The organism is Cytobacillus firmus, from assembly GCF_023612095.1.
Taxonomy (GTDB): Bacteria; Bacillota; Bacilli; order Bacillales; family Cytobacillaceae; genus Cytobacillus.
In genome coordinates, this window is sequence record NZ_CP086235.1 from 2,995,640 (window position 1) to 3,009,746 (window position 14,107).

Below are 14,107 nucleotides of genomic sequence, written 5' to 3' on the forward strand. Positions count from 1 at the left end.
TGTTCACCTCGCATGGGCTACTAAATAGTATCACAACTCAGCAGCCCACGCAACATAATTTACAAATTTTTCATAAAGTTCTGAATTGTTCCCAACGCTCTTTCTGCATGTTTTTCATTTCTTTCTTTTTTTCCTCTGATTTTTTCAGGAAGTTCCGGGAATAAACCAAAATTAGCATTCATAGGCTGGAAACTCTTCGGGTTTGCTGTAGTAATATATCGAGCCATACTTCCAATCGCCGTTTCATGAGGAAATTCAATTGGATCTTCTCCTGCAACAAGCCTTGCAGCATTAATGCCTGCCACAAGTCCGCTGGCTGCAGATTCCACATACCCTTCAACTCCGGTCATTTGTCCTGCAAAGAATAAATCATCCCTATTCTTGAACTGATATGTTGCACGAAGGACTTTTGGAGAATTGATGAATGTATTCCGGTGCATAACACCATATCTTACTATCTCAGCATTTTCAAGTCCAGGAATCAATCGGATTACTTCTTTTTGAGGACCCCATTTCAGATGTGTCTGAAAACCTACTATATTATAAAGAGTTCCTGCTGCATCATCCTGGCGAAGCTGGACAACTGCATATGGCCTTTTTCCTGTTTTAGGATCTTCTAAACCAACAGGCTTCATCGGGCCGAAAAGCATGGTTTTCTTCCCCCTGTTTGCCATCACTTCTATTGGCATACAGCCCTCGAAAAAGATTTCCTTTTCAAATTCCTTTAATGGAACTGTTTCCGCTGAGGTAAGAGCCTCATAAAAGCGGTCAAATTCTTCTTCTGTCATTGGACAATTCAGATATGCCGCTTCTCCCTTATCATAACGTGATTTTAAATAAACTTTATTCATATCGATTGAATCTTTTTCGAGAATTGGAGCAGCCGCATCATAAAAATATAAATAATCTTCCCCGGACAGCTCTTTTAATTTTGCGGATAAAGCTTCACTTGTGAGCGGTCCAGTAGCAATAACTGTTGGTCCTTCCGGAATATCTGTCACTTCTTCGTTTATTACGGTTACGTTCGGATGGTTTTTGACTTGTTCGGTTACACGGGCAGCAAAATCATGGCGGTCAACTGCCAATGCGCCTCCGGCAGGAACTGCACTGCTGTCAGCTGAATGGATAATGACAGAATTCAGCTTTCTCATTTCTTCTTTTAATACCCCGACTGCATTTGTTAAAGTATTTGCACGCAGGGAGTTGCTGCAGACAAGTTCTGCAAATTTATCTGTATGATGAGCAGGAGTCTGCCTTACCGGCCTCATTTCATATAAATTTACCTTTATCCCCCTGCTGGCAAGCTGCCAAGCAGCCTCGCTGCCTGCCAACCCTGCGCCAATTACATTCACTGCTGTATCTTTCATAAATTGAACCTCCATATATACTTATGATGACAATATCATGAATAATTTATATTTATTAAAAACAGTCTCTCTTACTTTACCCTGTTCTTATTCATTTTGCCATTTTACAATACGATTTAAAAATAAAAAAGTTTCATGTGCTGCTTCCTTTGACAATAGCCAGACTGGAAGTAATCTGGATGCTCATCCCTCAATAGAAAAGAGTGAGCATTTAAGCTCACCCTTAACTTTGCTTTTCTTCCTTATAGTCGCATTCAACACACTGAACCTGAACACCTTTTTTGAGTTTTTTCTCAACCAGCAGGTTATCACATTTTGGACAGCTTCTCGGCAGGGGCTTATCCCAAGATATAAAGTCACATTCAGGGAACCTGTCACAGCCGTAGAAAATCCGGCGTTTTTTGCTTTTTCTTTCGATGATATTTCCTTCTTCGCACTTTGGACATTTCACTCCGATATCCTTGACAATCGGTTTAGTATTGCGGCAGTCAGGGAAATTGCTGCAGGCCATGAACTTTCCATAGCGTCCCATCTTGAACACCATAGGATTACCGCATTGTTCGCAATCCTCACCGGCAGGTTCATCCTTAATTTCTACTTCCTGCATTTCCTTTTCCGCTATTTTAAGATTTTTTTCAAAATCTATATAGAAATCATCTATGATCTGTACCCAGTTGACTTTGCCTTCTTCCACATAGTCCAGGTCTTTTTCCATTTTCGCGGTAAACTCGATATCAAGGATTTCAGGGAAGAATTCCAGGATTAATTCCAGGACGATCTCACCCAGTTCAGTCGGTATAAAACGTTTATTATCCAGAGCAACATAGCCCCGTTTTTGGATTGTATCAAGTGTCGGAGCGAAAGTGGATGGCCGCCCGATGCCCTGCTCTTCTAGTGTTTTTACCAGCCTTGCTTCAGTATACCTTGGAGGGGGCTGTGTGAAGTGCTGTTTAGGTTCGATGTCTTTTTTAAGGACTTCATCCCCTTCCTTCAGATCAGGAAGCATATTATCTTTTTCCTCCGACTGATCATCAGAGCCTTCAACATATACTTTCATGAATCCTGGGAATTTCACTTTTGAGCCTGTTGCCCGGAAAATCACTTCACCATTTTTCAAATCAACACTCATGGTGTCCATAACCGCTGGTGCCATTTGGCTTGCAACAAAGCGTTCCCAGATAAGCCTGTATAATCGAAGCTGATCACGCGACAAGTATTCTTTTAAACTTGCAGGGGATCTTAATGTGCTTGTCGGGCGGATGGCCTCATGGGCATCCTGTGCATTGCTGTTTTTCTTTTCTTTTTTCTTTTCTCTCTGCAGGAACTCTTTCCCGTAAGAGCTTTGAATATAGTCCGCAGCTTCATTTTGCGCAATTTCAGAAATGCGTGTTGAGTCTGTTCTCATATAAGTGATTAAACCGACAGTTCCTTCCTTGCCGAGTTCAATTCCTTCATAAAGCTGCTGTGCAAGCATCATCGTTTTCTTGGCACGGAAATTTAATTTTCTTGCAGCTTCCTGCTGAAGTGATGACGTAGTAAAAGGGGCTGCCGGATTCCGCCTTCTTTCCTTCTTGGTAACCGATTCCACCTTGAATTTATTGCCCTTCATTTTACTTAAAATATTTTGAACATCGCTTTCCGACTTTAATTCCATTTTTTCATTCTTAAATCCGTAAAATGATGCATCAAAGGCTGTTTTTCCTTTAAGGAACTCTCCATCTATTGACCAGTACTCTTCTGGTATAAAGTCCTTAATTTCCTTTTCACGGTCGATGATCAGTCGGACTGCAACAGACTGTACTCTCCCGCACTTAATCCTTTTTTCACTTTCTTCCATAGTAAGGGGCTGATATTATAGCCGACCAGTCTGTCCAGCATCCTTCTTGCCTGCTGCGCATCAACAAGATCCATGTTGATTGGCCTTGGATGTTTGAAGGATTCTTTAATGGCATCTTTCGTGATTTCATTAAAAACAACACGGCAATCCGACTTAATATCCATATCCAGGCTATGTGCCAAATGCCAGGCAATAGCTTCCCCTTCTCTGTCGGGGTCAGCCGCGAGATAAATTTTCTTTGCTTTTTTGGCGGCTGTCTTAAGCTCCTTTAAAACAGGGCCCTTTCCGCGAATTGTTATGTATTTGGGTTCAAAGTTATTTTCCACATCAATGCCCATTTGGCTTTTGGGAAGATCCCTGACATGTCCCATGGAAGCTTTTACTTTATATTTTTTTCCTAAATAACGCTCAATCGTTTTTGCCTTTGCAGGTGACTCAACGATAACAAGAAACTCTGACATCAATAGTCCTCCTTGAGAGGGAATTTTAAAACATCCAGGCAAAATCTTTTTGAAACACGGTATTTTTCACCTGCTAAAATTGCCTGTCTTCTTTATCTATATCAATAGAACAGCCTCATTATTGCATGTGTATTGAAATATTCATTATTATTCTACATTCTATTCAAGTTTGTCAAACTTAATCGGATTATTTCCGCAACCGTTTCCAAGAAAAGGTCCTAAATTAACTAACTAAGCATTCTCTTACTTTCGTTCTTACCTGTTGCAAAATGTATAACAGTTTTAATAGAATTTCAACCTTTTTGTAAAAAATCCTTTAAATAAACAAATTTATTATGACTAATGAAAGATTAGGAGCCTTTAATCTATATCAAGGCTCCTTTTTTATTTGACCTGATCAGTAAGGGAATTCCTCTAAGATTTCTTCAGCTGATTTAACCAGTTTGGCGCCTTGCTGAATTAACTCATTGGTTCCGCATGAGAATGGACTGAAAATATTCCCTGGTACTGCAAACACTTCCCGGCCTTCCTGCACAGCATAATTAGCTGTAATAAGGGAGCCGCTTTTGCTTTTCGCCTGAATAATCAGTGTCCCTCTGCTAATGCCGCTTATGATTCGGTTTCTCATTGGAAACTGCCATCTTGAAGGCCTTGTGTCTGGCGGATATTCAGATATAACCAGATGGTTTTTCATCATTTCATAAGCAAGCTTCTGGTTTGCCTGTGGATAAATATGAAACAAGCCCCCGGCTATGACACCGATTGTTTTTCCTTTATTTTTTAATGTTTCCTTATGCGCAATGGCATCGATGCCGGCCGCCAGCCCGCTTACAATAATAACCCCCTGTTCAATAAGCTTGGGGAAAATGGACTGAATGGCTTTTTCGCCATACTCTGTTGCCTGTCTGGAACCAACAACGGCCAGGTGGACTCCGCTATTCAAAAGACTGGTATCACCTCGGGCATATAAAACCCAAGGCGGCTGGTATGTTTCTTTTAGCAGTACCGGATATTCCTCGTCAAAAATTGTAATGGCTTTAATGCCATTTGGTGAGTATTGGCGTATTTGTTCCTGGATTCGATCAGAATGCAGATCCTGGAGTGCATTGGAAAGTGTTTCCTGAGTAGTGATTACCTGGGGCATAATTCGGCGGGGTGCATCATTATACAGAAATTTCAATTCGGGATCTGTTTTAAGGATGTAATAAATCATCTTCCAGCTCATTCCTCTGCAGTGGTGGAGATGGGTGAGCCTCATATTAAATTCATTCATGGGAGCCTCCTGAAATGTTATAAAAAAAGACGGGGGAAGTAGGGGATAATTTGACAATGCAGAAATAGTCCCTCAAAAAGAGGGACTACTCTTAAGTTATTAGAAATAATTAGTGTGTTTTACACTGATCATAAAGGCCTTTTTCTTTCAGGACCTTAATCAGGGTTTCACCCATTACGGATGGAGTATCAGCTACCTGAATTCCGCATTCATTCATTACACGGATTTTTTCATCAGCTGTTCCTTTGCCTCCTGAAATAATTGCGCCGGCATGGCCCATACGCTTTCCTGGAGGTGCAGTGCGCCCACCGATGAAGCCTACAACAGGCTTAGTCATGTTCTCTTTAACCCATTCTGCAGCTTCTTCTTCAGCAGTTCCGCCGATTTCACCAATCATAATGACAGCATAGGTTTCAGGATCTTCATTGAATGCTTTTAAAACATCAATGAAGTTTGTTCCGTTAACCGGGTCTCCGCCGATTCCAACAGCAGTAGATTGGCCGATACCTTCCTGTGTCAGCTGATGTACAGCTTCATAAGTCAATGTTCCGGAACGGGAAACAACTCCAACATGGCCTTTAGTGTGGATATAACCAGGCATAATGCCGATCTTACACTCTTCAGGAGTGATAACACCCGGACAGTTAGGACCTACTAGGCGTGTCTTCTTGCCTTCCATATAACGCTTAACTTTAACCATATCCAATACAGGAATATGCTCAGTGATACAAATAGCAAGATCCAATTCTGCATCTACAGCCTCAAGAATAGCATCTGCAGCAAATGGAGCCGGAACATAGATTACGGAGGCATTTGCACCTGTAGCCTTAACTGCTTTCTCCACTGTATTGAAGACAGGAACACCCTCTACTTCCGTACCGCCTTTACCCGGAGTTACACCGCCGACAATTTGCGTTCCGTATTCAAGCATTTGCTTTGTATGGAAGAGGGCTGTTGAGCCGGTAATCCCTTGAACTATAACTTTAGTATCTTTATTAATAAATACGCTCACATTAATTCTCCTTCCTGGTCTAAAGAGTGCCGTCATATGCTCAAAGGCTTTAATCAAAAACTGAAGATCGGTTTCCGCTATATTCCTTTGATGCTGAACGACCGCTCATTTTTAATTCTTAGCCTACTAAAGAAACGATTTTTTGTGCGCCGTCAGCCATGGATTCAGCTGCGATAATATCGATATCGGATTCAGCAAGAATTTTCTTGCCCATTTCAACATTCGTGCCTTCCAGACGTACAACTAGTGGCACATTCAAGCCTACTTGCTTCGCTGCTTCCACTACACCAGTGGCGATGATGTCGCACTTCATGATTCCGCCGAAGATATTTACAAAAATACCTTTAACGTTTTTATCAGAAAGGATGATTTTGAAAGCTTCTGTTACTTTCTCAGCTGTTGCACCGCCCCCAACATCAAGGAAATTGGCCGGGTCTCCGCCATAATGCTTAACGATATCCATAGTAGCCATCGCTAAACCTGCACCGTTAACCATACAGCCGATGTTTCCATCAAGGGAAATATAGCTTAGGTCATATTTAGATGCTTCAATTTCCTTTGCATCCTCTTCTTCAAGGTCACGAAGATCCATGATGTCTTTTTGACGGTAAAGGGCATTCCCATCAAAGTTCAGCTTAGCATCCAGAGCCATAACCTTGCCGTCGCCAGTTACAACTAATGGATTGATTTCAGCAATAGAGCAATCCTTTTCAATATAAGCTCTGTATAAGCCCATCATGAATTTAACAGCTTGTCCGACAAGCTTTGATGGTATATTGATATTAAAAGCGATTCTGCGGGCCTGGAATGCTGTTAAACCAAGAACAGGATCGATTTCTTCCTTGAAGATTTTTTCTGGCGTTTGTTCAGCCACTTCTTCGATTTCTGTACCGCCCTCTTCTGAAGCCATTAATACTACGCGTGATGTAGCTCGGTCCAGTACAAGGCCCACATAATATTCCTTCTTAATGTCACAGCCCTCTTCAATAAGCAAACGCTTTACTTCCTTGCCTTCCGGGCCTGTTTGATGTGTAACAAGTGTTTTCCCTAAGATTTCACCTGCATATGTACGAACTTCGTCAAGATTTTTGGCAACTTTTACACCGCCAGCTTTACCGCGTCCTCCGGCATGGATTTGCGCTTTAACCACACACACCTCAGTGCCAAGTTCTTTCGCAGCTTCAACAGCTTCTTCAACTGTAAATGCAACTTTTCCGTTCGGAACGGCTACCCCGTATTGTCTGAGGACTTCTTTACCTTGGTACTCATGTATATTCATTTCCCATCCTCCTATCTAACTCTTCAAAAAAATAGACTGCGCTTTCATTTTATTAAATGACACAACCCTTGTCCACCATTTACTCTAAAATATTATATTTCTTTAAAAATTATAAATATTGGTCTGTGCACAAACCCTGTCACCATAGTGGGTTTGACACTTATATCATCGGAAAATATTTTTTTAAAATAAAGAAAAAGCTGTCCTTCGACAGCTTTCGATTCTAGTTGATTTAAGTATTATCCCGTTTTTTTCTACTCGGAAAGATCACTTTAATAGAAACATATTGGTTTACCAGAATAGATTATTTACTATTTTCCCTCTTTCCAGCCTCCTGATCAGCTCTGTAGATGAAAGCAAATACCTCAGCAACAGCCTGATAAAGTTCTTCAGGAATCCCTTCATTGATATTAAGCTTGCCGAGAAGCTCAACAAGGGCAGGATCCTCCTGAACCGGAATGCCATGTTCCTTTGCTTTTTCAAGAATATTTTCCGCTGTCAGACCCTTCCCCTTCGCAGATATCCGGGGTGCCCCATGACTCTCAGAATCATATGTTAATGCTACCGCTTCTTTTCTTTGTTCAACACGCTTTTTTTTCATATTCTAATATCTACTCCGCTGAATTGATTTGCCTGTACAAGTGATGTCATTGTTTCACCTGCTATAAGTGAATCACCTGCATGCTCCGGCTTCTGGAAGGAAACCGAGGACAGCTTATAATTTAATTTTAATAAATTTGCTTTTAATTCAGCTTCAAATGGAGCTGTTAAATCCTTTATTTCGCTGTGCCCATTAATAACTGAAATGTTGATGATTCTGTTTTGGACCTGAAGGTCGATAATCATTTCATTCAGGTGCTCCAAATCTAAATAAAAGATAACACGGCAATGGTTTGGATCAATATTTCCGCCTTCTGTTCTCCTTCCGCTCCACTGCATTGTCATATCAGTGATCTTTCCCCATAAAGAAACCGGCAGCTGAAAGATAAAGTGCTGCAATGGCCCTGATTCCTGCGAGAGAGCCTGAAAGCCGGTTATTTTATGCAGCAGCCGTTCGGCTGCACCTTTAGCTGCATTTGCTGGTTCCTCGGTTAAGAAGCCCATCAGAAGCGGTTTGAGGGCATCAAGATTTTTGACGGCTCCGTCATCATGCTGTTTTAATGACTTTAGGACGTCATGTTCATGAGAAAACCCTAAGGCTGTGATTATTCTCTTTAATTCACTATGTATATTACGCTGATCATATGGGAAATAGGATTCGGGACGCAGGCTATTTTTCATGTCTTCCAGCATTGTGATTTCCTGAGGGCTGAGTGAAGCTGCAGTGATTAGTTTTTCACCGCCCAATAATTTCCCCGCCTGAACAGCAGCCATCCTGAACTTGTCTCCATCTGATAAATGTTCTATATCATCATTAATTGTAAGAGATAGAGCCGATTTAAAAATGGTGTTAAGTATATTTTTTTCTGCAGGAAAAGATATACTGCCATTTCGGAAATCATTGAGTAAGTTTTGGAGAGCCGGAGCTCCTCCGCTGCTTTTAGAACTTTGTGCGATAACTCCATTGAGTTTGGCCAAATTCAATATAAATCGCTGCCTGTTCCCTGATTCGCTTGTATTCAGAAGTTCAGTCAGTGTTTGAATAATCGGTTTATTTTGCGCGCAGTCCTTAATAAGCTGTTTTATGGCAGCACCCTCTGAAGCGTCACCCGGAAACATCCCCACTGATTTCAGGAGCTGGAAAGCTGAGAAGGACCCTGCCTGATCTTTTGCATTCAGCCACTCTGAAAACAGTCTTACTACTGCCTGCTGGCCAAGTTTTTCCTTTGAAGTCTTTGTCATATACCCCAACAGGGAGTATATTTGCTGACCTTTGGATGATAAATCTGCTCTCTTTAACTCTTCCTGCAATTCTCCCATAATCGAAGACATAGAGTCACCATTTAAAACTGAAGATAGCGCAGAATAAACATCCTTCGAAAAGGGAAGCTGCCTTAATATCATCTCTTTTACCGTCCTCAGGCCTTCCGCAGCAGATTTGCTTTCATAGATCCATTCCGATGCCATCCTTAAAGTTTCACCTGTAATCAGCAGCTGCTCCTTAAGAAAATATTGAATGAGCATTTTATTTTCCCGGGACAGCTTCATTCCCAGCTGACTTAATAGGCTTTCAGCAGGAGCTCCTTTACTTTGGCCGTTTACAGATTCCATAACTCTTAAGCGCAGCAGTCCTTCACCAGGTTCTACTCTGAACCAATATCTATTGTCCGCTGACAAAGGGGTTTCAAGCTGTGCAATCATTTTATGTAACCCGATCTGCACCTCTGCCGTCTGATTCGGAAATAGCTTTGCTACTTTTCCGCTGACAATTTGTCCTGGCCTGAGCGCAGACGTCTTTCCTGCATTGCTCTGGTCATGCCTTATGATTTTTTGAATTATTTCAGACGGCTTCATACCTTCACCTTCTATTCAATTTCTATAAGAATCTTTTATTGGCGCAAAGCTTTTCCGGTGATAAGGCGTAATTCCATGAAGCGTTATCGCTTCAAGATGCTCCTTAGTCCCATAGCCCATATTTTTCCCGAATCCATATTGTGGAAACTCCTTGCCTATTTCAGCCATCATTCTGTCTCTTGTAACCTTGGCTATGATCGAGGCTGCAGCAATCGTAACGCTTTTGCCATCTCCCTTAATGATTGCTTCCAGTGGATAAGGTGTTAAAAGTTTTACGGCATCTACAAGCAGGAAGTCCGGTTTCGGATTCAGGCCTTCAATCGCTGACAGCATTGCCTTTTTTGTCGCTTCAAAAATATTGATGCGGTCGATTTCCTCTGGCTCAATGATCCCAACGCTGACCGCCTCAGCCTCATCGTTAATGATTTCAAAATATTCTTCTCTTTTTCGTTCAGACACTTTTTTTGAATCATCTAATCCCGGCAGATAAAAGTTTTCAGGCAAAATAACTGCTGCAGCTACCACCGGCCCCGCAAGCGGCCCTCTGCCGACTTCATCTATTCCGGCAATTAATTGAAAACCCTGGCTTCTGTACTGGCGTTCATACCGGGTCATTTCTTTATGCTTCTCATATATCTTCTTTTGAAGCAGCTGGCGGGAATGCCATTTTACTAAAAGCTCCTGCACACCTTTTCTGTCATCCTGTTTAATTGATTGAAGGAACGGATCATCCTCTAACTCAATTGCTTTCATCTTTTCTTCTATTTGGCGAATGGTTAACTTTGCCATGTTTTTCTCCTTCTCATTCTAATCTATGTATCGGCATTTCTGCCAAAAAATAAAGGCCTCCTGCGAACAGAAGGTCTTCATTAAGATTATTCAGCTTCATTCCGCACTGCCATCTCGTCCGGCAGCTCCAATGTAATTGGTCCCATTTTTTCAGATCGGAATTCCCTGATTACCAGCTCTGTTACTTTATCATAATCAATTTCGCCGCCGCCCATCAGACAGCCGCGCAGCCTGCCGATTTTATCAAAGACTTCAACGATATCTTCCGGGATTTCTTCGATCTGGTAGCGGTCATTCAGACGATCCGGATATCTGTCGCCGAGAAAACGGAGGGCATATATGGCAACATCCTGGAGATTTAAGATAGTATCCTTGATCGCTCCTGTCAGAGCAAGCTTAAGACCCACTTCCTGATCTTCGAATTTTGGCCATAAAATTCCCGGGGTATCGAGCAGCTCCAGCTCTTTCCCTACCTTTATCCACTGTTGCGCTTTCGTAACGCCGGGAGTATTTCCTGTCCTTGCAATATTCTTTTTGGCCAGGCGATTGATAAGTGTGGATTTTCCGGCGTTCGGAATACCAACAATCATTGCACGAATAGCCCTTGGCTTGACACCTTTCGCTCTCATTCGATCGAATTTCTCCTGAAGGATTTCCTGAGATGCGGAGACGATTTCTTTCATGCCTTGTCCGGCTTGTGAGTTTATTGCAAGCGCTCTTATGCCTTTATTTTCAAAATGTCTGATCCACTTTTTCGTCGCTTCTTTATCAGCCATGTCAGCTTTATTCAACAAAACAAGCCGGGGTTTGTGCTGAATGATTTCATCGATCATCGGATTTCGTGATGAATAAGGAATCCTTGCATCAACGAGCTCAAAGATGATATCGACCAGTTTTAATTTTTCTGTAACCTGCCTGCGGGCTTTCGCCATATGGCCGGGAAACCACTGTATCGTCACAGCTGGCCACCTCCATCCAATATGTATTTACAATAGGAAGAATTAATCAACGATCCGAATGTCCTCTATAGGCCAATATATTACTCCGGCATCGCCAAGGACTTCTTCCATAGCAACAGGGCCAATGTGACGGCTGTCCTTGCTGAAGCGGCGGTTGTCACCCATTACAAACAAGTGGCCTTCTGGCACTGTTTCCTGTCCTATCTTTTCTTTTAAAGTAAACGGCTCCGTCAGCGGTCCGTCAATTACCTGCTTCTTATATTCATCCAGGTATGGCTCCTCATAAGCTTTTCCGTTAACATAAAGAGTATCATCTTTATATTCAATCTTGTCTCCCGGGAGGCCAATTACTCGTTTGATGTAATCTTTGTTTTCAGGTGCATGGAACACAATTATATCAAAGCGCTCAGGTTCACCAATTTTATAGCTGAATTTATTCACAATCATCCGGTCCTGGTCATGCAATGTTGGCATCATGGACAAGCCATCAACCACAATTGGAGCAAATAAGAAATATCTTATGACCGCCGCTAACAGAACTGCGATTACAAGAGCTTTTGTCCATTCCCACAATTCATTTTTCTTTTTTGCCATAGCCTTCCCCACCATTCTTCCGTCAAAAATTATGCTTATATCCCTGCATGTACCGCAGTAAGTGATTTCTATTGTTTATTGTACAAAAATTCTTCTTAATAAACACGATGGGAATCTTATTTTTATATTATTTAACATTTATGTAATATTATTTGTACTTTACTATTTCATGATAGAAAAAGGAGCTTGATTAACAAGCTCCTTCTTTTCTTTCATTGTCCAGCTGCAGCGCCTAGCCCCTCGAGATCATAAGCCAAATCACTCCAGAGGCTAACGCCTCCTGCGTGATTCAACTTATGCTTGTCGGGGCTGGTCAAGGCGCTTTCGCTTTTCGTTTTATTATCGAATTTCTTTGATACGAGCTTTTTTACCGCGAAGGTTACGCAGGTAGTAAAGTTTCGCACGGCGGACTTTACCGCGGCGGATAACTTCAAGCTTCGCAATCTTAGGTGTGTGCACAGGGAATGTACGCTCAACGCCTACACCGTAAGAAATCTTACGAACTGTGAAAGTTTCGCTGATTCCACCACCACGACGCTTAATCACAACACCTTCGTATACCTGAACACGTTCACGAGTTCCCTCAACAATACTTACGTGTACACGTACAGTATCACCAGGACGGAAAGACGGAAGGTCAGTACGAAGCTGTTCTTTTGTGATTTCTTCAATTAACTTTTGCATCGTTTTCAACTCCTCTCAACAGACGCTCTTGCACAACCTATGTTTGCAGCGGAACATCTTTATCAGACGTAAACTGAACAAGTTCAGTCTTAGTCACAAAAAATATCATATCATATTTGGACGGCAACTTCAATGTTATTTATCTTCTTTTTTTATTTCATTTAGCCATTTTTGCTGTTCACTTGTTAATTCTGCATCTTCAAGAAGATCAGGTCTTCTTAAATACGTTCTTCTCAAGGATTCTTTGGCTCTCCATTCTTCGACAAGGCGGTGATTGCCTGACATGAGAACATCAGGCACTTTAATGCCTCTGAAGTCGGCAGGACGCGTATAATGAGGATGTTCAAGAAACCCTGTGCTAAAAGAATCTTTCATATGAGATTCCTGATTGCCTAATACACCAGGCAGCAATCGGACGACACTGTCGATTACAACCATCGCTCCAAGCTCTCCGCCAGTCAGCACAAAATCACCAATTGAAATTTCATCTGTCACAACATGTTCACGTATTCTTTCATCATACCCCTCGTAATGGCCGCATACAAAAATCAGGTGATCTGCTTCTGCCAGTTCTTCGGCTTTTTTTTGCGTATAGCGTTCCCCTTGGGGACACAGCAGGATAACCCTCGGAGACGCACCGCTTTTACTGCGAAGATCCTCAACCGCATCAAATATCGGCTGCGGTTTTAAAACCATCCCCGCTCCTCCGCCATATGGGTAATCATCAACGGTTTTGTGCTTATTGTCGGCATACTCCCTAAAGTTGACCACATTGTACGTTACCGCTTCATTTTCTGCGGCTTTTTTTAATATGGAATGCCCAAAGACCCCTTCAAACATTTCAGGAAACAGCGTGAGCACATCAATATTCATCATGAAAGCAATCCTTCAATCGCATTAATTTTCACAAGTTTATCTTCCACATTAACTTCCTTAACAACATCTTCAATATATGGGATTAGAATTTCCTTACCGCCTTTTGCTTTTATTACCCATACATCATTCGCTCCGGGAGAAAGAATTTCTTTAATTTTGCCTACTTCTTCTCCATCAAGCGTTTCAACCGTACAGCCTATGATTTCATGGTAGTAAAATTCATCCTCTTCAAGATCGCTAAGCTGATCTTCTGAAATTTTCAGAATGCCGCCCTTCATTTTTTCAATCTGATTGATGTTCTCGTATCCTTCAAAGGTAAGCAGATTAAACGATTTATGAGTGCGGTGTGATTTCACTGTCAGCTCAACGGGATCACCTTTTGTGTCAGGCATGAACAAATAAAGTTTATTTCCCGGCTTATACCTCTCTTCAGCAAAGTCTGTTTTTGAAATGACTCTCGCTTCCCCTTTAATGCCATGGGTGTTCACAATTTTTCCAACGTTAAACCATTTCTGCATGCAT

The 14,107-nt window shown here is 41.8% G+C and carries 12 protein-coding genes and 1 pseudogene; all 13 read right to left on the reverse strand.

What is annotated here, in order from left to right:
• Positions 1 to 59 precede the first annotated feature (59 nt).
• The 13 genes and pseudogenes from trmFO to rimM all read right to left on the reverse strand — a co-directional run bounded on the left by trmFO (position 60) and on the right by rimM (position 14,103).
• A complete protein-coding gene (gene trmFO / locus LLY41_RS15080) occupies positions 60 to 1,367 on the reverse strand; it encodes an FADH(2)-oxidizing methylenetetrahydrofolate--tRNA-(uracil(54)-C(5))-methyltransferase TrmFO (RefSeq protein WP_304585771.1) in 1,308 nt (435 codons plus the stop codon).
• Positions 1,368 to 1,590: 223 nt separating this feature from the next.
• A pseudogene (gene topA / locus LLY41_RS15085) lies at positions 1,591 to 3,665 on the reverse strand (type I DNA topoisomerase).
• Positions 3,666 to 4,062: 397 nt separating this feature from the next.
• Entirely contained in the window at positions 4,063 to 4,938 is an 876-nt protein-coding gene (gene dprA / locus LLY41_RS15090) for a DNA-processing protein DprA (RefSeq protein WP_304585772.1), read from the reverse strand.
• A 109-nt stretch (positions 4,939 to 5,047) separates the two neighbouring features.
• Entirely contained in the window at positions 5,048 to 5,950 is a 903-nt protein-coding gene (gene sucD, locus LLY41_RS15095) for a succinate--CoA ligase subunit alpha (RefSeq protein WP_304585773.1), read from the reverse strand.
• Between the two features lie 118 nt (positions 5,951 to 6,068).
• Positions 6,069 to 7,229, reverse strand: coding sequence for an ADP-forming succinate--CoA ligase subunit beta (sucC, locus tag LLY41_RS15100; RefSeq protein ID WP_095242340.1), 1,161 nt, complete (start codon positions 7,227 to 7,229; stop codon positions 6,069 to 6,071).
• A gap of 304 nt (positions 7,230 to 7,533) precedes the next feature.
• Complete coding sequence (locus LLY41_RS15105; RefSeq protein ID WP_095242339.1) at positions 7,534 to 7,830, reverse strand: EscU/YscU/HrcU family type III secretion system export apparatus switch protein; 297 nt, start codon at positions 7,828 to 7,830, stop codon at positions 7,534 to 7,536.
• Positions 7,827 to 9,683 carry a hypothetical protein gene (locus LLY41_RS15110; RefSeq protein WP_304585774.1) on the reverse strand — a complete coding sequence of 619 codons (1,857 nt, stop codon included), beginning with the start codon at positions 9,681 to 9,683 and terminating at the stop codon, positions 7,827 to 7,829. The genes LLY41_RS15105 and LLY41_RS15110 overlap by 4 nt, the downstream gene beginning before the upstream one ends.
• A gap of 15 nt (positions 9,684 to 9,698) precedes the next feature.
• Positions 9,699 to 10,472 (reverse strand): ribonuclease HII, encoded by a 774-nt coding sequence (locus tag LLY41_RS15115; RefSeq protein ID WP_304585775.1) that lies wholly within the window; start codon positions 10,470 to 10,472, stop codon positions 9,699 to 9,701.
• Positions 10,473 to 10,558: 86 nt separating this feature from the next.
• The gene (gene ylqF / locus LLY41_RS15120; RefSeq protein WP_304585776.1) at positions 10,559 to 11,431 is read right to left on the reverse strand and encodes a ribosome biogenesis GTPase YlqF; all 873 of its coding nucleotides are present in this window, start codon (positions 11,429 to 11,431) and stop codon (positions 10,559 to 10,561) included.
• Between the two features lie 42 nt (positions 11,432 to 11,473).
• Positions 11,474 to 12,025, reverse strand: coding sequence for a signal peptidase I (gene lepB, locus LLY41_RS15125; RefSeq protein ID WP_035328928.1), 552 nt, complete (start codon positions 12,023 to 12,025; stop codon positions 11,474 to 11,476).
• A 339-nt stretch (positions 12,026 to 12,364) separates the two neighbouring features.
• On the reverse strand, positions 12,365 to 12,709 hold the full coding sequence (gene rplS, locus LLY41_RS15130) for a 50S ribosomal protein L19 (RefSeq protein ID WP_009330779.1): 345 nt from the start codon (positions 12,707 to 12,709) through the stop codon (positions 12,365 to 12,367).
• A 135-nt stretch (positions 12,710 to 12,844) separates the two neighbouring features.
• Positions 12,845 to 13,582: a tRNA (guanosine(37)-N1)-methyltransferase TrmD gene (gene trmD, locus LLY41_RS15135; RefSeq protein WP_076256222.1), complete on the reverse strand. Its 738-nt coding sequence runs from the start codon at positions 13,580 to 13,582 to the stop codon at positions 12,845 to 12,847.
• On the reverse strand, positions 13,582 to 14,103 hold the full coding sequence (gene rimM, locus LLY41_RS15140; RefSeq protein ID WP_095242335.1) for a ribosome maturation factor RimM: 522 nt from the start codon (positions 14,101 to 14,103) through the stop codon (positions 13,582 to 13,584). Before rimM ends, trmD begins: the two co-directional genes overlap by 1 nt.
• Positions 14,104 to 14,107: the final 4 nt, after the last annotated feature.

Coding starts and splice junctions, on each gene's coding strand:
- trmFO (WP_304585771.1), bottom strand. CDS start 1,367: ATGAAAGATACAGCAGTGAATGTAATTGGCGCAGGGTTGGCAGGCAGC.
- dprA (WP_304585772.1), bottom strand. CDS start 4,938: ATGAATGAATTTAATATGAGGCTCACCCATCTCCACCACTGCAGAGGA.
- sucC (WP_095242340.1), bottom strand. CDS start 7,229: ATGAATATACATGAGTACCAAGGTAAAGAAGTCCTCAGACAATACGGG.
- LLY41_RS15105 (WP_095242339.1), bottom strand. CDS start 7,830: ATGAAAAAAAAGCGTGTTGAACAAAGAAAAGAAGCGGTAGCATTAACA.
- LLY41_RS15110 (WP_304585774.1), bottom strand. CDS start 9,683: ATGAAGCCGTCTGAAATAATTCAAAAAATCATAAGGCATGACCAGAGC.
- LLY41_RS15115 (WP_304585775.1), bottom strand. CDS start 10,472: ATGGCAAAGTTAACCATTCGCCAAATAGAAGAAAAGATGAAAGCAATT.
- lepB (WP_035328928.1), bottom strand. CDS start 12,025: ATGGCAAAAAAGAAAAATGAATTGTGGGAATGGACAAAAGCTCTTGTA.
- rplS (WP_009330779.1), bottom strand. CDS start 12,709: ATGCAAAAGTTAATTGAAGAAATCACAAAAGAACAGCTTCGTACTGAC.
- trmD (WP_076256222.1), bottom strand. CDS start 13,582: ATGAATATTGATGTGCTCACGCTGTTTCCTGAAATGTTTGAAGGGGTC.
- rimM (WP_095242335.1), bottom strand. CDS start 14,103: ATGCAGAAATGGTTTAACGTTGGAAAAATTGTGAACACCCATGGCATT.